General features: G+C 74.5%; 15 protein-coding genes. 6 read left to right on the forward strand and 9 right to left on the reverse strand.

All coding sequences use genetic code 11. The annotated features are described in order from the left end of the window. Positions 1–49: 49 nt before the first annotated feature. The gene (locus IF89_RS0125825; RefSeq protein ID WP_063831344.1) at positions 50–3,493 is read right to left on the reverse strand and encodes an ATP-dependent helicase; all 3,444 of its coding nucleotides are present in this window, start codon (positions 3,491–3,493) and stop codon (positions 50–52) included. A 180-nt stretch (positions 3,494–3,673) separates the two neighbouring features. Next, positions 3,674–4,066: an MGMT family protein gene (locus tag IF89_RS0125830; RefSeq protein WP_051807628.1), complete on the reverse strand. Its 393-nt coding sequence runs from the start codon at positions 4,064–4,066 to the stop codon at positions 3,674–3,676. A 119-nt stretch (positions 4,067–4,185) separates the two neighbouring features. Here IF89_RS0125830 and IF89_RS0125835 point away from each other — a divergent pair, with 119 nt between their 5' ends. Together IF89_RS0125835 and IF89_RS0125840 are read left to right on the forward strand one after the other, a co-directional pair. After that, a complete protein-coding gene (locus IF89_RS0125835) occupies positions 4,186–7,044 on the forward strand; it encodes a lysylphosphatidylglycerol synthase transmembrane domain-containing protein (protein ID WP_078628510.1) in 2,859 nt (952 codons plus the stop codon). A gap of 369 nt (positions 7,045–7,413) precedes the next feature. Next, a complete protein-coding gene (locus IF89_RS0125840) occupies positions 7,414–9,018 on the forward strand; it encodes an alpha/beta hydrolase (protein ID WP_051807630.1) in 1,605 nt (534 codons plus the stop codon). 69 nt (positions 9,019–9,087) lie between these two features. Here IF89_RS0125840 and moeZ read toward each other — a convergent pair whose 3' ends face one another. The 7 genes from moeZ to IF89_RS0125875 form a co-directional block, all read right to left on the reverse strand. Continuing rightward, positions 9,088–10,266, reverse strand: coding sequence for an adenylyltransferase/sulfurtransferase MoeZ (gene moeZ, locus IF89_RS0125845; RefSeq protein ID WP_030772761.1), 1,179 nt, complete (start codon positions 10,264–10,266; stop codon positions 9,088–9,090). Between the two features lie 63 nt (positions 10,267–10,329). Next, the gene (locus IF89_RS0125850) at positions 10,330–11,085 is read right to left on the reverse strand and encodes a spherulation-specific family 4 protein (RefSeq protein ID WP_030772764.1); all 756 of its coding nucleotides are present in this window, start codon (positions 11,083–11,085) and stop codon (positions 10,330–10,332) included. Further along, positions 11,073–12,083, reverse strand: coding sequence for an NAD-dependent epimerase/dehydratase (locus IF89_RS0125855; RefSeq protein ID WP_030772768.1), 1,011 nt, complete (start codon positions 12,081–12,083; stop codon positions 11,073–11,075). The genes IF89_RS0125850 and IF89_RS0125855 overlap by 13 nt, the downstream gene beginning before the upstream one ends. 132 nt (positions 12,084–12,215) lie before the next feature. Then, positions 12,216–13,328 (reverse strand): hypothetical protein, encoded by a 1,113-nt coding sequence (locus IF89_RS0125860; protein ID WP_063831345.1) that lies wholly within the window; start codon positions 13,326–13,328, stop codon positions 12,216–12,218. Beyond that, entirely contained in the window at positions 13,325–14,944 is a 1,620-nt protein-coding gene (locus IF89_RS0125865; RefSeq protein ID WP_030772775.1) for a DUF3492 domain-containing protein, read from the reverse strand. Before IF89_RS0125865 ends, IF89_RS0125860 begins: the two co-directional genes overlap by 4 nt. A 480-nt stretch (positions 14,945–15,424) precedes the next feature. After that, the gene (locus IF89_RS0125870; RefSeq protein ID WP_030772778.1) at positions 15,425–16,861 is read right to left on the reverse strand and encodes a DUF3152 domain-containing protein; all 1,437 of its coding nucleotides are present in this window, start codon (positions 16,859–16,861) and stop codon (positions 15,425–15,427) included. Positions 16,862–16,866: 5 nt separating this feature from the next. After that, positions 16,867–17,862 (reverse strand): alpha/beta fold hydrolase, encoded by a 996-nt coding sequence (locus IF89_RS0125875; RefSeq protein ID WP_030772783.1) that lies wholly within the window; start codon positions 17,860–17,862, stop codon positions 16,867–16,869. A gap of 141 nt (positions 17,863–18,003) precedes the next feature. Here IF89_RS0125875 and IF89_RS0125880 point away from each other — a divergent pair, with 141 nt between their 5' ends. The 4 genes from IF89_RS0125880 (at position 18,004) to IF89_RS38300 (ending at position 19,771) form a co-directional block, all read left to right on the forward strand. Next, complete coding sequence (locus tag IF89_RS0125880; protein ID WP_030772785.1) at positions 18,004–18,222, forward strand: hypothetical protein; 219 nt, start codon at positions 18,004–18,006, stop codon at positions 18,220–18,222. A gap of 147 nt (positions 18,223–18,369) precedes the next feature. Next, positions 18,370–19,008 (forward strand): TetR/AcrR family transcriptional regulator, encoded by a 639-nt coding sequence (locus tag IF89_RS0125885; RefSeq protein ID WP_030660116.1) that lies wholly within the window; start codon positions 18,370–18,372, stop codon positions 19,006–19,008. Between the two features lie 123 nt (positions 19,009–19,131). Beyond that, positions 19,132–19,359, forward strand: coding sequence for a DUF3107 domain-containing protein (locus IF89_RS0125890; RefSeq protein WP_030772789.1), 228 nt, complete (start codon positions 19,132–19,134; stop codon positions 19,357–19,359). A gap of 112 nt (positions 19,360–19,471) precedes the next feature. Beyond that, positions 19,472–19,771, forward strand: coding sequence for a hypothetical protein (locus tag IF89_RS38300; protein WP_051807640.1), 300 nt, complete (start codon positions 19,472–19,474; stop codon positions 19,769–19,771). The last annotated feature ends 61 nt before the right edge of the window (positions 19,772–19,832 follow it).

A 19,832-nucleotide genomic window follows, 5' to 3' on the forward strand; every position in this document is an offset into this window, starting at 1 on the left:
CTAGCCGCCCCGACCGACAGCCCCGGCCGACGGCGGGTGGGGCGGGGGCTCACTCGACGGTCTGGCGGCCCTCCGGGCGGGCGCTGCACGAGCTGCGGAAGGAGCAGTGGTCGCAGTGGCGTCCCGCGGCGGGCGTGAAGCGCTCGTCCAGCACCCGGCCGGCGGCGGTCGCGAGCAGGTCGCCGACCCACTCCCCGTCGAGCGGTTCCTGGGCCTGGACCTTGGGGACCGCGTCGCCTCCGTCGCGGACCGCGGCGCCCTGGCGCAGCTGGACGAGTTCGGCGCCGCCGGGCGCGGGGCGCCGCCCGTCGAAGACCTCGTCGACGGCTCCCTCGCGGACGGCGAGCTGGTAGACGGCGAGCTGGGGGTGGCGGGCGACCTCGTCCTTGGTGGGCGCGGACTTCCCGGTCTTGAAGTCGACGACGTACGCGCGGCCCTGCGGGTCCGCCTCGACGCGGTCCATGGAGCCGCGGATGCGGACGGCGACGTCGCCGGCTTCGAGTGTGACGTCGAACTCGTGCTCCGTGGCCACGGTCTCCCGGCCGCCGCGGTCGGTGGTGTGCCAGCGCAGGAAGCGTTCGAGGGCGGCGCGGGCGTTCTCCTTCTCCTGCGCCGACTTCCAGGGCGCGTCGAAGGCGAGGGCGTCCCAGACCGAGTCGAGGCGTTCCATGAGGACGGCGAGGTCTGCCGGGGTGCGGCCGGAGGCGACCTCGTCGGCGAGGACGTGGACGACGTTGCCGAAGCCCTGGGCGGCGGTGGAGGGGGCGTCGGCCTTGACCTCGCGGCCGAGGAACCACTGGAGGGAGCAGGTGTTGGCGAGCTGGTCCAGTGCGCTGCCGGAGAGGGCGACGGGCCGGTCCCGGTCGCGGAGGGGGACGCTGCTGCGGGTGGGCTCGTACAGGCCCCACCAGCGCTGCGGGTGCGCGGCGGGCACCAGGGGGCGGTCCTCGTCGTCGGTGAGCGCGGCGAGGCGGGCGAGGCGGCGGGCGGCCGCGTCGCGCAGGGCGGGCGAGGCGTCCGGGTCGACGGTGGTGGCGCGCAGCTCGGCGACGAGCGCGGGAACGGCGAGGGGGCGCCGGGGCCGGCCGGTGACGTCCTTCGGCGTGACGCCGAGCTCGGTGAGGAGGCGGGAGGGCTGGTCGCCGTCCTCGGCGGGGGCTTTCACGGCGGTGACGACGAGCCGGTCGCGGGCGCGGGTGGCGGCGACGTAGAAGAGGCGGCGCTCCTCGGCCAGGAGCGCGCCGGGGGTGAGGGGCTCGGCGAGGCCGTCGCGGCCGATGCGGTCGGCCTCCAGGAGGGAGCCGCGGCGGCGCAGGTCGGGCCACAGGCCCTCCTGGACGCCGGCGACGACGACGAGGGACCACTCCAGGCCCTTGGAACGGTGGGCGGTCATCAGGCGGACGGCGTCGGGCCGGGTGGTGCGGGCCGTCAACGTGTCGGCGGCGATGTCCTCCGCCTCCAGTTGTTCGAGGAAGTTCAGCGCGCCGCTGCCGCCGGTGCGTTCCTCGGCGCGGGCGGCGGTGTCGAAGAGGGCACAGACGGCGTCGAGGTCGCGGTCGGCGTTGCGGCCGGCCGCGCCGCCGCGGCGGGCCTGGCGCTCCAGCCGGTCGGGCCAGGGGGTGCCGTCCCAGAGGACCCACAGGGCCTCCTCGGCGGTGCCGCCGCCCTGGAGGAGCTCGCGGGCCTTGCGCAGGAGCAGGCCGAGGCGCTGCGCGCCCCGGGCGTACGCGGGGTCGTGCGCGGTGAGGCGCTCGGGCTCAGCGAGGGCGCGGGCGAGCAGGACGTCGGAGGGTGCGGGCACCTTGACGCCTGCGGCGCGCTCCTCGTCCCGCAGGGCGCGGCCGAGCCGGCGCAGGTCGGCGGCGTCCATGCCGCCGAGGGGCGAGGCGAGCAGGGCGAGCGCCGCCTCCACGCCCCCGGCTGCTTCTTCGCCGGACCCGCCGGCGGCCGCACGGCCGGCCTCCCCGCCCTGCGGGTCGGCGTCGGCCGCGGCCGGGGCGCCTGCGGCGGCGCGGTCTGCGCCCGGCTCCGCTTCCGCGCGGGGCACGGCCGCTCCGACGTCCGCGTCCGTCGCGGCCGGCTCCGCGTCGGCGGGGAGGGCGTCCGGGTCGGCCGGCAGGGCGTCCGGATCGGCCGGGGCGGTGGGTGGGGTCCAGGTTGCGGTGAGGCGGAGGGCCGTGAGGAGGGGGGCGACCGCCGGCTCGTGGCGGAGGGGGATGTCCGTGCCGTCCGTTTCGACCGGGACTCCCGCCGCGATCAGGGCGCGGCGCATCTGCGGGAGGGTACGGCCGCCGGCGCGGACCAGGACGGCCATGTCCTGCCACGGCACGCCGTCCTCCAGGTGGGCCCGGCGCAGGATGTCGGCGATGTTGTCCAGCTCTGCGCCGGCCGTCGGGTACGTGCAGACCTCCACCCGGCCGCCCTCCCGCGTGGCCTGCAGGGCGCGGTGGGCCCGCACCGCGGCCGCGGGGAGGCGGGGCAGCGGCATGCGGGTGGTCAGCAGGCGGGTCGCGGCCAGCAGGGCCGCCCCGGAGCGGCGGGCCACCGTCAGGGCCCTGACCTGCGCACCCGGGAAGGCGGACGCGAAGTCGAGCACGTTGTTGATGTCGGCGCCGCGGAAGGCGTAGATCGACTGGTCCGGGTCGCCGAAGGCCACCAGCGTGCCGCCGTGCCCGGTCAGGGCCCGCAGCAGGCGCAGCTGGGAGGCGTCCGTGTCCTGGTACTCGTCCACGAAGATCGCGTCGTACGCCGAGGCCAGTGACGGGGTGCGCTCGGCCAGGAGGACCGCGCGGTGGAGCAGCTCCGCGTAGTCCAACGTCCCCTGGATGTCGAGGACGTCGAGGTACTCGGAGAGGAAGGCGGCCGCCGCCTTCCAGTCGGGTCGGCCGATGCGGTCGGCGAAGTCGGCGAGGGCCGTCGGGCCGAGGCCCAGCTCCCGGGCGCGGGCGAGGACCGCCCGGACCTCGTCGGCGAACCCGCGCGTGGTCAGTGCGGCCCGCAGGTCGTCCGGCCAGCGGATCGAGCGGATCCGCCGCTGGCCCTCCAGGAGGGTGCGGACCATCACGTCCTGCTCGGGGCCGGACAGCAGCCGCAGCGGATCGGCGAAGAGGTCGGTGTCCTGGTGGGCGCGGACCAGGCCGTAGCAGAAGGAGTGGAAGGTGGTGGCCTGCGGGGCGCGTGCCCCGCCCAGCCGCAGGGCGGCCCGGTCGCGCAGTTCCACCGCCGCCTTGCGGCTGAAGGTGAGGATCAGGATCCGGGAGGGGTCCGTACCGGCTTCCACGCGCGCGGCGGCGGCCTCCACCAGCGTGGTCGTCTTCCCGGTGCCGGGGCCGGCCAGGACCAGCAGCGGTCCTCCGGGGTGGTCAACCACCGCCCGCTGCGCTGCGTCCAGCACAGGGGGATCCACCCGTTCCGGCCCGGTGCGCACGAGGCGGTACGCGTCGGGGGTCCGCGAACGCCGCCGTTCGGTGCGGTCCGAGGAAGAGGTGATCACGTGAGGTGCCGGTCCTGGTGGGTCTGCGTGCTGGGGCGGTACTGCGGTGCCGGCTCGCGCGGAAGCCGAAGAGGCAACGCTACGGCAACCGGCGCGGCCCGCGCAGTCCCCCCGGGTACCCCGGACGGGCGTTCGCACCGTCGCCCGATCGCCCGCCTCGGCGCCGCATGGCCGAAGCTGTCAGGTGTGAGCCTCGTCGCGCCCGCCGTCCCGTCCGGGGTCCTGCCCGCCCTCCCGGCCGGGCTCCCGTCCGGGGTCCGGGTCCCCGTCCCAGCGTGCCCGGCGCATCTCCAGGCGGGGGGTGCCGTCGGCCGTCAGGCGCAGCGGGGTGGCCTCGGCCCGGTAGTGCTCCAGGGCGCGCGCCTCGTGGCCGGGCAGCGGCAGGCCGTCCGCCCGCACCACGCGCCACCAGGGCACGGCTCCTCCGTAGAGGGCCATGACACGCCCGACTTGGCGCGGTCCGCCCTCGCCGAGCCATTCGGCGACGTCTCCGTATGTCATCACCCGGCCGGGCGGAATACGCTCGACGCCCTCCAGTACGCGCTCCGCGTACGCGGGCAGCTCCTCACTCATTCAGCACATGGTGCAGTACGCCGGCCACCCGCCGGCGGAAGTTGTGGTTCCGGACCGGCGCGCACCCTGATGCCCCGGCGTCCCCTCGGTCCGTGCCACCATCTTCCGGGCGGTGACTGGTGATACGCGATCAAGAAGAGACGGATGTGACGACGAAGGAGCAGGGTGTGAGCCCTCCGGAAGGCGCGGCGGGGGACGACGCGGCGCGCCCTGAGGACGGCCCCGCCCCCCGCCCGCAGAACCGTCCCCAGGACCCCGCGCCGGAAACCGTGCCGGACCGCGCGCCGGAGCCTGCGCCCGGCCTCCCGGCGGGCCCGCCGGCGTCCCTCCCGGCCGGCCGCGACCCCGGCCGCGCTGGCGACGAGGACGCGGAGGCCCCGCACGGCCACGCCACCACCGCCGCCGACCGGGTCGAGGTCGACGAACCGCTGCTCGCCGCCCGCGTGCACCGGCCGTCCGACCTCGTACGGCTCCTCGTCGGCATCCTCGGCATCGCCGTCCTGCTCGGCATCGCCGCCTTCGCCCACGGCACCACCGTCGGGCTGGAGGAGGACATCAGCAAGGGCACCGGCCAGGCGCCGGACCTGTTGATCAAGGTGGCGGCGCTGGTCTCCAGCATCGCGGTGCTGCTGCTGCCCGTCGCCTTCGCCATCGAGCGCCTGATCAAACGCGACGGGCTGCGGATCGCCGACGGCGTGCTGGCCGCCGTCCTCGCGCACGGTGTCACCCTGGCCACCGACCTGTGGGTCTCCCAGGCCGCCCCGGCCACGATCCAGGACGCCCTCACCCGCTCCGCGGGCGGCGGGGCCCTGACCGACCCCGTGCACGGCTACCTCGCGCCGGTGATCGCGTACATGACCGCGGTGGGCATGACCCGCAGGCCCCACTGGCGCGTGGCGCTGTGGGTGGTCCTGCTGCTCAACGCGCTCACCATGCTGGTCAACGGCTACACCACCCCCTTCTCGATCATCCTCACGGTGCTGATCGGCTGGAGCGTGGCCTACGGCACCCTGTACGCCGTCGGCTCCCCCAACGTGCGCCCGACCGGGCAGCACCTGCTCGCCGGGCTGCGCCGCGTCGGCTTCCAGCCGGTCAGCGCCCTGCGCGCCGAGACGCCCGAGGGCCCCGAGGCGTCCGAGACCGGCGACCGCGGCCGGCGCTACCACGTGACCCTGGAGGACGGCCCGCCGCTCGACGTCACCGTCGTCGACCGGGAGCAGCAGGCGCAGGGCTTCTTCTACCGGGTGTGGCGCCGGCTCACCCTGCGCGGCATCACCACCCGCCGCAGCCTGCAGTCGCTGCGGCAGGCCCTGGAGCAGGAGGCGCTCCTCGCGTACGCGGCGATCGCGGCCGGGGCGAACGCCCAGAAGCTGATCGCCACGTCCGAGCTGGGACCGGACGCGGTCATGCTCGTCTACGAGCACCTGGGCGGGCGAACCCTGGACTCCCTCCCGGACGAGGAGATCACCGACGAGCTGAGCCGCAACGCGTGGGAGCAGGTGCGGGCCCTGCAGTCGCGGCGGATCGCCCACCGCAGGCTCACCGGGGACGCACTGGTGGTGGATCGTTCCGGCAACGTCATCCTCACCGACCTGCGGGGCGGGGAGATCGCGGCCGGCGACCTGGTGCTCCGGATGGACGTCGCGCAGCTGCTGGCCACCCTCGGCCTGCGGGTCGGCGCGGAGCGGGCGGTGGCCTCGGCGGTGTCGGTGCTCGGCCCCGACACGGTGGCGGGCTGCCTTCCGCTGCTCCAGCCGATCGCGCTGAGCCGTTCCACCCGGTCGACGCTGCGCAGGCTGGCCCGGGAGCGGGCCGAGCGGGAGCGGGAGGCCGTACTGGAGTCCTCACGGGCGGCGAAGGCGGCGCGCGAGGCGGAGGCCGCGGCCTCCGCCACGGCGGCCCCGACCTCGCCCGCGGCGGACCGCAAGGCCGAGAAGAGGGCGCTCGACGACGCCCTGGACGAGGCCCGCGAGGAGGACCTGCTCAGCCAGATCCGCCAGCAGGTGCTGCTGATCCGCCCGCAGGCGCCGGTGGAGCCGGCCCGGCTGGAGCGGATCCGGCCGCGCACCCTGGTGTCGTTCATCGCGGGCGCCTTCGGCGCGTACTTCCTGCTGACCCAGCTGGCGCACGTGGACTTCGGGACGATCATCGGTGACGCGCAGTGGGGCTGGGTCGGGGCGGCGGTCGCCTTCTCGGCCCTCAGCTACTTCGCGGCGGCGATGAGCCTGCTGGGCTTCGTGCCGGAGCGGGTGTCGTTCCTGCGGACCGTGGTGGCGCAGGTGGCGGGTTCGTTCGTGAAGCTGGTGGCGCCGGCGGCCGTCGGCGGCGTCGCGCTGAACACGCGCTTCCTGCAGCGGGCGGGCGTCCGGCCGGGGCTGGCGGTCGCGAGCGTGGGCGCCTCGCAGCTGTTCGGGCTGGCCAGCCACATCCTGCTGCTGCTGTCCTTCGGCTACCTGACCGGCACCGAGAAAACCCCGGAGATGACCCCGTCCCGGGCCGTCATCGCGGGGCTGCTCACGGTGGCGGTGCTGGTGCTGGTCGTGACGGCCGTGCCGTTCATGCGGAAGTTCGTGGTCACGCGGGTACGGGCGCTGTTCGCGGGCGTGGTGCCGCGCATGCTGGACGTGCTCCAGCGGCCCAAGAAGCTGATGACCGGCATCGGCGGGATGCTGCTGCTGACGGGCTGCTTCGTGATGTGCCTGGACGCGTCGATCAGGGCGTTCGGGGGCGGCGAGGCCATCAGCTACGCGAGCATCGCGGTGGTGTTCCTGGCGGGCAACGCGCTGGGGTCGGCGGCGCCGACGCCGGGCGGTATGGGCGCGGTGGAGACCACGCTGACGCTGGGGCTGATCGCGGCGGGGCTGGAGAAGGAGGTCGCGATCTCGGCGGTGCTGCTGTTCCGGCTGATGACCTTCTGGCTGCCGGTGCTGCCGGGCTGGATCTCGTTCAACTTCCTGACCCGCAAGGAAGCGATCTAGCCCCCGGCCGGGGGTTGCGGGGGTACGGGGCTCCGCCCGCGCCTCGGCGTGCCGCTCCCCGGGGGCCCGTCCCCCGGCGGCGCTGCGCGTCCGCGCCTCGAACGCCCGGGGGCGAGAGGCAGGCGGCCGCCGCGTGACGGGCCATCGAACCGGCGCGGAGGGTGCGGGAGTTCGGCTCCCGGGTCATCGCCTTCACGTACGGCACGGTCCCCGCGAAGTACCGCAGCCGGGCCACCGCCGGCCGCCCCGGCGCCGCCGGGTCCGCGCCGCCCGGGCGGCCCGGCAGGTGCCGACGCAGCCGCTGTCACCCGCCCACCCGAACGGGTCAGCGCGCGGGCGGCGGGCGCCGGGGGCGCGCAGGATGGTGACATGCCCAGACACCTCCTGCGCGTCGTCGTCGCCGTCGCCCTCATGGCCGGGGCGGCCGGTACAAGTGGCTGTTCCGACAGCGGGGAGGAGAAGACGCCCAAGGCGGGCGGCACCGAGGGGGCACCACCCCTGAAGTGGGGGGAGTGCGAGGCCCCGACGGCAGCCGAGGGGGGCGGGCAGGCTCCGCCCAAGGACTGGCAGTGCGCCACGCTCCACGTGCCCCTCGACTACGCCGACCCCGAAGGAGAAACGATTCCTCTCGCGCTGATCAGGGCGAAGGCGAGGAACCAGAAGGAGCGCCTGGGGTCGCTCGTCTTCAACTTCGGCGGCCCCGGCGGCTCCGGGATCACCACGCTGCCCGGCGCCGCCAAGGAGTACGAGGCACTGCGCCGGCGCTACGACCTCGTGAGCTTCGACCCGCGCGGGGTGGGCCGCAGCGCCCCCGTCCTGTGCCTGGACGACAAGCAGCTCGACGCGTACTACGCCGCGGACTCCTCCCCCGACACCCCGCAGGCGGAGCAGGCGTACCTCGACAACACCCGCCGCTACCAACGGGCCTGCGAGGCCAAGTCCGGGAAGGTGCTCCCGTACGTCGGCACGGAGAACGCCGCCCGCGACCTCGACCGGCTCCGCCAGGCCCTGGGCGACGAGAAGCTCAACTACTTCGGGATCTCCTACGGGACCGAACTCGGCGGGGTGTACGCCCACCTCTTCCCCGAGAAGGTCGGCCGCGCCGTCTTCGACGCCGTCGTCGACCCGACCGCGACCTCCGAACAGGGTGCGCTCGGCCAGGCCAAGGGCTTCCAGCTGGCCCTCACCAACTTCGCGCAGGACTGCGTGGACCGGGGCGACGAGTGCCGGCTCCGGGGCAGCACCGCCCAGGAGATCGAGGAAGACATCATCGCGCTGCAGAAGCAGCTGGCCGCCAAACCGATTCCGGGCATCGGCGACCGGATGCTGACCGAGTCCTCGGCGACCAACGGCATCGCCCAGGCCCTCTACTCCCAAGAGCTGTGGCCGCTGCTGGAGCAGGGACTGGACGAGGCCGAGGGCGGCCAGGGACAGCTGCTGATGGCACTGTCCGACGCCCTCAACGGCCGCGGCGAGAACGGCGACTACAGCAACATCGGCGCCGCCAACACGGCGATCAACTGCGTCGACTCCAAGGACCGCTACACCCTGGAGCAGACCAGGGCGAAGCTCCCCGCCTTCCGCGGGGCCTCCCCGGTCTTCGGGGACTTCCTCGGCTGGGCGATGATGAGCTGTACCGGCTGGCCGGTCCCCGGCACCTCGGCGACCCCGGACGTCTCCGCCCCCGGGGCCGACCCGATCGTGGTGATCGGCAACACGGGCGACCCGGCCACCCCGTACGAGGGCGCCCGCAAGATGGTCGAGCGGCTCGGCCCCGGTGTGGGTGTGGAGCTCACGTACGAGGGCGAGGGCCACGGGGCGTACAACAGCGGCGACCCGTGCGTGCAGGGAGCGGTGAACGCCTACCTGCTCGACGGAAAGGTCCCCGCCGCGAACACCGTCTGTACCCCGCCGCCGGACGCCACCCAGCCCCCGGCCCAGCCGTCACCCCCGACCGAACCCCTCGGCGCCTGACCGCAGCACAGCACGAAGGGGCCGTACCCGCGGCGAACGCGGGTACGGCCCCTTCACGAGCGGGAACGGTCAGTAGACCGGCTTCTCGGGCTCGATCTGGTGGACCCAGCCGATGACGCCGCCGCCGACGTGGACGGCGTCCGCGAAGCCTGCGGACTTCAGGACCGCGAGGACTTCCGCACTGCGGACACCCGTCTTGCAGTGCAAGACGATGCGCTTGTCCTGCGGGAGGTCCTGCAGGGCGGTGCCCATCAGGAACTCGCCCTTCGGGATCAGCTTCGCGCCGGGGATCGAGACGATCTCGTACTCGTTGACCTCGCGGACGTCGATGATCTCGATCGGCTCGTCCGTGTCGATCCACTCCTTGAGCTGCTTGGGAGTGATCGTGGAGCCGGCGGCCGCCTCCTGCGCCTCCTCCGACACGACGCCGCAGAAGGCCTCGTAGTCGATGAGCTCCTTGACGGTCGCGTTCGGACCGCAGACCGCGCAGTCGGGGTCCTTGCGGACCTTGACCTGGCGGTACTGCATCTCCAGGGCGTCGTAGATCATCAGGCGGCCGACGAGCGGCTCGCCGACGCCCGTGAGGACCTTGATGGCCTCGGTGACCTGGATGGAGCCGATGGACGCGCAAAGCACGCCCAGCACGCCGCCCTCGGCGCAGCTCGGGACCATGCCCGGCGGCGGCGGCTCGGGGTAGAGGCAGCGGTAGCACGGGCCGTGCTCGGACCAGAAGACCGAGGCCTGGCCGTCGAAGCGGTAGATCGAGCCCCACACGTACGGCTTGTTCAGCAGCACGCACGCGTCGTTGACGAGGTAGCGCGTGGCGAAGTTGTCCGTGCCGTCGACGATGAGGTCGTACTGGCTGAAGATCTCCATCACGTTCTCGGCCTCGAGCCGCTCTTCGTGAAGGACCACGTTCACGTACGGATTGATGCCCAGCACGCTGTCCCGGGCGGACTCGGCCTTGGAACGGCCGATGTCCGACTGGCTGTGGATGATCTGGCGCTGCAGGTTCGACTCGTCGACCTCGTCGAACTCCACGATGCCCAGGGTCCCGACGCCGGCCGCGGCCAGGTACATGAGGGCGGGAGAACCGAGGCCGCCCGCGCCCACGGCCAGCACCTTCGCGTTCTTCAGGCGCTTCTGGCCGTCCATCCCGACGTCCGGGATGATCAGGTGACGGGAGTACCGACGGACCTCGTCAACGGTGAGCTCAGCAGCCGGCTCGACCAGGGGTGGCAGCGACACGGGGACTCCGTAGATTGGTACGACGTAACGGTGGTTCTCTCCGTAACACTGCCACGCCCGTCTTCATTCCAAGACACCTGTCCCGATACGTGAGACGATTTCGTCCCAGTACCCGGGCATGGACGCCCAGGGGTCGCGGCCCCCCGCGGCGCGGCGGTCGGTGAACCAGATCGTGCCCGCGCCCTGCCAGCGGGCGATCCGCATCGCCTCCTCCAGGTGGGAGCGCGGCACCCCGTGGACGAGGTGGCAGAACCGCTCCGGGGGATGCTCGGCGGTCCACTCCGCCACCTGCGACCAGCGGTAGTCGGCCCACGCGCCGGAGAAGGTGACCAGCTGGTCGGCGGCCTCCGCGTAGCCCTCGTACGGGTGGGTGCCGTGCCCGAGCACGATCCGCAGGTCCTCCCCCAGCCCGCGCAGGCTGTCGACGACCCGGCGCACCGAGGCCAGTTCCGCCTTGTCGGCCGGAGTCCCGGCGAGGTAGAAGCCGCCGACGCCGTACCAGTCGCGGAAGCGGTGGGCGTCGGAGACCAGCTCCCCGAAGGACCGCGCCCCGTCCCGCATCGCGAGATGCCCGAGGACCGTGCCGCCCGCGCCGTGCAGCTTCACGGCGGCTTCCGTGCAGTGCGGGTCGGGCCGTCCGCCCGGCCCGTCGGCCACGTTCAGCACGGCCCAGTGCAGCGGGGTGCCGGGGCGGGTCAGCTCGGCCCACTCCACGGGGGCGAGGAGCGGGTGCGCGTAACCGGGGATGCCCAGCCCGAGGCGGCCGGCGCCGGTCGCGGCCGACGCCAGGGCCCCCGGCGGAGTGGTCAGATGCGGCACGCCGCCTCCATCCAGATGTCCGCCAGAGACTCCTCCAGGTTGATCCGGGGCCGCCAGCCGAGCCGGTCGCGGGCGGTGCGCACGTCGGCCTGCTGCCAGGCTCCGCAGCCGTCGGGGTACGGGTACGGCTGGGGCGCCGCCGCGAGCTGCTCCACGGAGGCCTCGGAGCGGGGGGAACCGATGGAGGAGAGTCCGGCCGGCGGGCGGCCGGGGTGCCCGTGCGCCTGCTGCGGGCCGCCGTGCGGTACGTCGAGCTCGTGCAGGGCCCCTGCGTACCCGGCGACCCGGGCCAGGACCGCGGCGGCGTCGCGCAGCCGGACCGCGCGGCCGGTGCCGATGTTCACCACTCCCTGGGCGGCGGACAGCGACGCGGCGTGCACGGCCCGCGCCACGTCCCGTACGTCGACGAAGTCGCGCTGCACGCCGAGCCCGCTGAGCTTGAGCTCCCCGTCACCGGACTGCATCGCGCGCCGCATGGCCTCGGCGAGCCGGCCGAGCGGCGACCCGGCGGGGGTGCCGGGGCCGACGGGGGAGAAGATGCGCAGCACGACGGCGTCCAGCCCGGAGCCCAGCACCAGTTCGGTGGCGGCCAGTTTGCTGACGCCGTACGGTCCGCCGGGTCTCGGCACGGCGTCCTCGGCCGTGGACGACCCGGGCTGGCTGGGCCCGTACTCGGCGGCGCATCCGAGCTGGACGAGCCGGGCCCCGCAGCCGCTGCGGCGCAGCGACTCGCAGATCGTCGCGACGGCGACGGTGTTGTGGCGGGTCAGTTCGCGCGCTCCGCCGCGGGTGGCGCCCGCGCAGTTGATGACGACGCCCGGGTGGACGGCGTCGAGGAAGCGCGTGAGGGCTCCGGGGCTGCCCGTGGCGAGGTCGAAGCGGACGTCGGCGTCGTCGCCGCGGCCGAGCGCGGTGAGCTGGACGGCGGGGTCGGCGAGCAGCCGGTCGGCGACGTAGCGGCCGAGGTATCCGTTGGCTCCGATCAGCAGCACCCTCATCGCGTGACCCCTTGGTCGGTTGGCTGGCCGGTCATGTCTGTGTCTCCTTGCGGACGGGTGGGTGGACGGTGGGGCGGGGTACGGGAGTTCGCTTCGGCGTCGGCTCCGAAGGGTGAGTGGTCCGGTGGGACGTCAGGGCCTCGCGTGGGCGGAGGCGCGGGACAGGGCGAGGACGGCGTGAACGAGGAGTACGGCCGCGGCCGCCGCGGCCGCCCCCGGTACGGGGATCAGGGCCAGGGCGAGTGCGGCGGCGACGGGTCCGCGACGGGATCCGTGCCGCAGCAGGAGCCGGGTCAGGAAGAACAGCAGGGCCAGTGGCACCGCCACCGCCGGCGGTGTGCCGGTGAGGGCCGCGGCCCCGGCGGCGGCCGCGGCGAAGCAGGCGACGGCTGCGAGGAGCAGGGGCCGGGCCCGGTCGGCGAAGTCCTCCAAAGCGCGGCTGCCGTCGAGCCTGGCCCGCCCTCCGCCGGCGAACGCGGCGGCGAGCAGGTGCCCGGGGGCGACGGCCAGCGCGAGGGCGACCGCGAGGGGGGTGCCGTACCGGTACGCGGCCCAGCCGGCGACGGCTGCGGCGAGCAGGTGGGCGAGCCACGGGAACCTCCCCCCGGCGGCGCGGCCCGGCAGGACGAGCGCCGCGACGGTGGCGGCCACGGCGGCGGGTCCGGCCCACGTCTGGCCGGCGGCGGCTGCGCCGGCGGCCAGCGCCCCGGGCAGCAGGGCGCAGCCGAGGGTGCGGTATGCGGACGGCCCGGCCGGGGGCGCGGCCGGTGCGGCGGCGGGTGCTTCGCCGCGCGGGCTGCGGGCGTACAGCTCCTCGGCGAGGGAGAAGACGTCCCGGTGCCGGAAGCGGGCGGCGGTGCGGTCGGTGATGCCGTGGGCCTCCAGCCCGGCGGCGATCTCCAGGGGGTCCACGGCCCGCTCGCACAGCTCGCGGTGCCGGTGCAGCAGCGCCTTGACGGGATCCCCGCCGGTCCGGCGGCGCGCCTGCGGCGTCGCGCCGCGGGCGACCTCGTCCAGGGTGGCGTCGGCGCCCGCGGGTCGGGGGGCCGGCCGGAGGTCCGGTAACGGTGCCGCACCCGTGCTCACGCCCGACTCCTGCTGCGCACCATCGGGCCGCGCCGCGTCGGCGCCTGCGCCACCGGACCGCGGCTCGGTCGCCGACGGGGCACGGGCGGGAGCCGAGGGCGGCACCGGGGCGGATGGCAGCGCCGGCGGGGCCGCGGTGTCGGGGTCGACGGTGGTCATACGGCGGCCTCCGAGGTCGGGTCCGGTGCGGGCGTGGCCCAGGTCGGGCTGGTCCAGTGGCCGGGCACCCGCGCCTCCGGGGGCCGGGCGAAGGGGATGCCGCCGTCGGGCCGTTCGGAGCCCTTGGCCAGCAGCCGCAGGTAGATCTCCTGGAAGGCGGTGACGTTCTGCTCGACGGTGAACAGCTCCAGGGCGCGCGCCCTGGCGGCGGCCCCGAGGCGTTCGGCCCGCTCGGCGTCCCCGAGCAGCGACAGGCAGGCCTCGGCGAGCGCCCGCGGATTGCGCGGCGGGACGACGAGACCGGTGCCGCCGATGACCTCGCACACGGCGCCGACATCGGTGGATACGGTGGCGCGCCCGCAGAGCATGGCCTCGGCCAGGGTCACCGGGAAGCCCTCGATCACGGAGGACAGCACGACGACGCGCCCGCCGGCGTACGCCTGCGCAGCCGTTGGGGCCTCCGGTCCGCCGACCTCCTCGAAGGCGACCGGGTTCTCCCCGGCGGTGACGCAGTCTGCGGCCTCGTCGGGGAACAGCTGGGCGGCGAGGGAGCGGCAGTCCGCAAGGTAGCCGGGATCCGCGGCCGTGGCGAAGATCCGCAGCCGGGTGCCCGGTCGGGTCCTGCGGACCTCGGCGAAGGCGTGCAGCAGGGCGACGAGGTCCTTGGCGGGCTCCACCCGGCCGACCCACACCAGCGTGTCCGGGTCGCCGCGGTCGGCGCCCTCCCCGACGGAGGCGAATCGGTCCGCCTCCATCCCCGGGTGGACCGTCCTCAGCCGGTCGCGGGTGGCGCCGCAGCGCTCCTGCCAGCGTCGGGCGTGGGCGTTGCCGGGGGTGAGGAAGTCGGCCCGGGTGTAGATCTCGCAGGCCAGCCGCAGGTGGAAGGCGGCGAGCAGGGCCCGTACCGCGGGACGGGGCTCCTCGGCCCCGCCGGAACCGAGGTGGGCCAGGTAGTGGGCGCGCAACTGGACGCCGTACTCGGTGACCAGCAGCGGGACCCCGAAGAAGCGTTTGGCCAGCAGGCCGGGGAGGGCTGCCACCCCGCCGGCGGCGGCGTGGCAGACGTCGACGGCTGCGAGGCCCTCGCCGTGGGCGTTCTCCTCGTACCAGCCGAGGGACAGCGGCCGCAGCATGCGCTCCAGGTCGTCCACGAACTCCAGCAGGTCGGCCACCCGCGCGGCCTGTACGGTGCGGCTCGCGCCGGGGGCCCGGCAGGCGGCCTCCAGGGCCCGGACCGCGGACTCGGAGCGCAGCGCCGCGTGGAGCCCGCCCTGTTCGCGGGCGAGTCCGGCGAGCCCGTACAGCCCGGCTGCGAAGGGGTCGGGGGCACCGGCGCAGATCCCGTGGACCAGCTGGGCGAAGCAGTCCGCGAAGCGCCGCCGCTCGCGCCGGGAGTAGGTCCGCCCGTCGTCGGCGGGGGCCCACAGGGGGGCGGTGCGGACGCGGGTGACGTGCTCGGGCAGGGGGACCCGGGCGCGCTCCTGGTCGGCGCTGCGGCTCAGCGCGTAGAGCTCGAACTCGTGCTGCGGGAGTCCGCGCACGAGCCGGTCGCACCACAGCCTGGCCTCGCCCGTCGCATACGGATAACCACCTTCGGTGAGCAGTCCGATCCGCACGAGTGGCACCCCCGATCTTCCGTTCAGGCGGTCTCCGTCGGTCAGGCGACCCGCCGCGGGAGAACTCAAGCGGATGTGCCGCAGGCGCGGCGGACGGTTGTCCGTCGCGCCACCGGAAGGGGTGAAGAGTCGTAACTTTCCCGTACGGTTCGCGTTCGAGCGCGCTAGAAGTGCGGCCTCGGAACTGCCGAACTGCGGTGCGGCAGAGGCCCGGTGGCGTGACGTGCGGCGGTCGGCGGCGCGTCCGGGATCGAGTGCCGGCACGGCGGCGGGCAGTCGGCGGGTGCCCGGGGGGAGCGTGCCCCGCCGGAGCCGCTCTCGCCCCGGCGACGCCGAGGGTCACCCCCGCGTGCGCGGCGAGGGAAGCCCCGCGGCGCCGGGCGGGCTGCTGTTCCCGCGCCTGCGGGCCGGGGAGCGCCCGGGCGCTGCGGCGTCACGGAGGTCGACGCCCACCCCGCCGACCGCAGACCGGACGTCTCGTCAGTTCCCGGGAAACGCCCAGGGGTTGGGCCTGCACTGGATGCCGTCGATGTTCAGGGACTTGGTCTGCTGCTGCATGACCGGGGCGAGCGCGCCCGGGGTGCTGCAGTTGACGTGGCCGTGACCGAGCCGGTGGCCGACCTCGTGGTTGATGAGCATCTGCCGGTAGGCGAACATCTGGTCCGGGCCGTAGGTCTCCGAGCCCTGCGCCCACCGGAAGGCGTTGATCATCACGCGCTCGGTCTTCGCCGAGTCGCAGGACACGTTGCCGACGACGGTGTCGAGGCCGGACTTGGCACACCAGATCCCGGTGGTGCCGGGGCTGGCGAGGGTGATCACGAAGTCGGACTCCCCTCCCGGGACCCGTTCGAAGGTCTTCGAGCCGCCGTGGCCCCAGCTGCGGTCGTCGTTGAGGGTGCGGTGGACGGCCTCGGCGAAGAGCTGCGGGTCCAGTCCCAGTCCCTGCTCGACGTCGACCCGGTAGCGCACGATCCTGCCCTTGCCGGGGGCCTTGGCCACACCGGGCACGGTGTCGAAGGTCCCGGGCCCGGCGAGCTTCGGATCGAAGGGCAGCTGCGCCGCCATCTGCTGTTCGTACGTCAGCTCGGGCGCCGGGGCGGGCGCGGCGGCGGAGGGCGCCACGGGCGCGGCCACGCCGCCGTTCGGGGTGGGGCGGCCGTCGGAACGGGAGGCGGCGGTGTCGCTGCGCTCCTTGTCGGTGGCGGCGGGCGCGCCGGCCCTGGCCTCCTCCGCGTCGCCGTCGAGGTACCCCTGGCCGGCGACGACCACCGCGAGGACGGTGGTCACCGCGGCCGCGGCCATGCCGGTGTACGTACGGACCCTGCGGCCGCGCCCGGTGCCGGCGGCGGGCTGTTCGCAGGCGGCGTCGTCGGCCGGCCGCCGCGGGCCGGGGACCTGGCGGTGGGAACCGGTGGAGGTCAGCGGGTCGGCCCCCGGCGCCGCATCGGGCGTTGTCGAGCGGGGGGCCGGCGGTTCGAGGGTGACCTGCGGGAAGCCCACGGCGGGTGTGCCGAAGGCCGGGGTGTCCGGGTCCCGTCGCGGGGCGGGGGGCGCGGTGCGCGCCGAGGGGGCCGGTTCGGCAGCCCGCGGTCGCGGTATCCCGTGCCAGTCGCCGTACACGGCGTCGGGTCCGGCACCCCAGGCGCGACCGGTTTCGTACTGCTGGGGGTGGCCGCCGGCCCGGGTGGCGGCGGTCGACCGGTCCTGGGAGGCGTATCCCCGGTGGGTGACGGTCGGTTCGGGCCACCCGGCGAACGGGTCGCCGTTGCCGAAGACGTCGTCGCCGGGCGCGTCGTGGGCGAACGGGTCCCCGTACCCGGCGTGATCCGGCTGCGCCTGCGGGCGCGCTGCGGCGGGCGCCGGCGCCGGAGCTGACTCCGGAGCGGGCGCCCCGGATTTTCGACTGTGTCGTCCCACGGCCCTCAGCCCCTGCCGTCTTCGGTGTCCCGGTCCGCAGCTCCCGCGCAGGTGTCGCGCAGCAGCTCCGTGAAGGCGGCGGCCACCACCTCGGGGTACTCCATCATCGCCACGTGCCCGGCCTCGGGCAGGCACAGCAGCCGCGACCCGCGGAAGGCGGCGGCGGCCCTGCGGGCCATACGGTACGAGACCAGTTGGTCGCGGCCACCGTAGACCAGCAGGGCGGGGGCGAGCACGCGCTGCGCCTGGCGCCACAGTCCGTGCTGGCCACCGAGGGTGTAGGCGTCGACGATGCCCCGCGAGGTGCGGGTCATCACGTCCCAGAAGTACGGGAGGGCCATGCGGCGCTCCATCTCCTCCACCGCGTTGCGGAAGCCTTCCGGAGTCACCCGGGAGGGGTCGCCGTAGCAGAGGTCCATCACTCCCCGGGTGCGCTGTTCTGCGCTCAGGCCCTGGGTCATCCGGCTGAAGAGGCCTGCCACGCCGGGCACCGCGAGGAGCGCCGTCGGCACGGCCGAACGTTGCACGCGCAGTTCGGGCAGGGCCGGGGAGACGAGCGTCAGGGTACGCACGAGGTCGGGGCGGGCAGCCGCGACCCGGGTGGAGACGGCGCCGCCGAGGGAGTTCCCGAAGAGGTGGACGGGCCCGCGTCCGGCCGCGTCGAGGTGGCGGATGACGGCCCGGGCGAAGGCGGTGACCGAGTACTTGCGGTCCGCGGGCGGCGGGGACCAGCCAAATCCGGGGAGGTCCACCGCCTCGCCGTCGACGGTGTCCGCCAGCTCCGCCATGAGGGCGGACCAGTTGTGCGAGGAGCCGCCCAGTCCGTGCACGAAGAGCGCGGGGGGCAGGCCCGTCCGCCGCGGCGGGTGGGACCGGACGGCCAGTTCCAGCCCGGGCAGCGCGGCGATGCGCAGCTGCTCGCCGTCGGCCAGCCGGACCGCTTCCGCGGGGAAGGACGGTTCGGCGGCGGACCGTACGCCCGGCAGCTCGGTCGAAGACATGCGGGCAATGTTACGAGAGGATCACACTCCACTTGTTGTGTTCGCGGTCACAGACACATCGCGGATCCTGGTATCCGCATAGCGGTGCCCCCTCGATCCTCCTAGGCTCGTAAGTGACACAAGGAAGCGAGGGGAGCGGCGATGACAGTCGACCCTGCGGAGCCGGACACCTTCCGGGAGCGGTTTCCGGAATCCCTCGATGATCCTGAGGCGCCCGAGGCGGACGTGGCGGAGCAGCAGGCCGATCTGCGGCCGGACGACGACGAGCCGGACAGCGGCTCGGCGACCGGCCAGGCCGCCGACGGCGATGCCGCCGAGCAGGCGCGGGTCGTGCCGCTGGACGAGGACGACTACCGCTGACCGACCGGCGACCGACCGCTGACCAGCGCCTCCGGGCCGTCCGTACCGCGAGAAAACTCTGCTTGGACCCCCCAGATTCGGTTACCGAAAAGTACGATGGCGGCGCGGCGCAGAGCGCCTGTGTTCTGAGAGAAAGTGGGAGGCGGCGTGACAGCCATCGAGCAGACCGAGGCAGCGCGTCCGCGGGGCACGCGACTGCCGCGCCGGGCCCGGCGCAACCAGCTGCTGGGCGCGGCCCAGGAGGTCTTCGTCGCCCAGGGTTACCACGCGGCGGCGATGGACGACATCGCCGAGCGCGCCGGGGTGAGCAAGCCGGTGCTGTACCAGCACTTCCCGGGCAAGCTCGACCTGTACCTGGCCCTGCTGGACCAGCACTGCGAGGCACTGCTGCTGGCCGTGCGCACGGCGCTGGCGTCGACGACCGACAACAAGCTGCGCGTGGCCGCCACGATGGACGCCTACTTCGCGTACGTGGAGGACGAGGGCGGCGCCTTCCGACTCGTCTTCGAGTCCGACCTGACGAACGAGCCCGCGGTGCGCGAGCGCGTCGACCGCGTCTCGCTCCAGTGCGCGGAGGCCATCTCGGACGTCATCGCCGAGGACACCGGCCTGTCCAAGGACGAGTCGATGCTGCTGGCCGTGGGCCTCGGCGGGGTCTCCCAGGTCGTCGCCCGCTACTGGCTCTCCAGCGAGAGCCCGGTCGCCCGTGACACCGCGGTCGGCCTGCTGACCTCGCTCGCCTGGCGCGGCATCGCCGGCTTCCCGCTGCACGGCACGGAGTCCTGACGCCTGCGCGGTGTTCGCTGCCAGCGTGTCCGCTCTGCGCAGTCCGCGTCCCCTCTCCGGGCTAATGTGGTCCGCGTACGGCGCGGCTGATCGCGCGAACCGGATCGTCGGAGGGACAAAGCCGTGGAGGTCAAGATCGGCGTGCAGCACGCACCCCGGGAGATCGTGCTGGAGAGCGACCTGAGCGCCGAGGAGCTGGAGAGCATCGTCAGCGCTGCGCTGTCCGGCAACGAGCCGCTGCTGAGCCTCACCGACAACAAGGGCCGCAAGGTCCTGGTGCCGTCCGACCGCCTGTCGTACGTCGACCTCGGTGAGCCGACCACGCGCAAGGTCGGTTTCGGGGCGCTCTGAGAACTGTCCGAAACGGCCCGGTGGTTGATACCACCGGGCCGTTTCTCTTTCTTCCGCTTCGGGTAGGACCGCACTGACCCGGTTTGCCCTGACGTATGGGAGAGGCCTCATGGTGCTGATGGAAGTGCTCGGCTCCGCGCTGTTGGGCCTCGCCCTGTCCGCCGCGGCCGTCCGAGTGCTCGCCCCCCGGCTTCCCTCGCGTCGGCTGGTGCTGGCCAGTGGGGTGTTGGGGGCGTTGTTCGGCGCCTATCTCACCCACTTCGCGCTCGGCCCCGGGCACTACACGCTGATGGCGACCTTCGTCGGCGCGGTGCTGGTGTCGGCCGTGGTGCTGTCGCTGCTGCTCCGTCCGGCCCGCGGAGCCCGCAGGCGCCCCCACCGGACTCCGTTTTCGCTCCCGTCGCGGGGGTGAGCCGCAGGGGTGACCGCTCCCCGTACCCGTACGTCGGCCCCGGCGCGCACACGGCGCGCCG

Source organism: Streptomyces sp. NRRL F-2664, assembly GCF_000719345.1.
Lineage (GTDB): Bacteria > Actinomycetota > Actinomycetes > Streptomycetales > Streptomycetaceae > Streptomyces.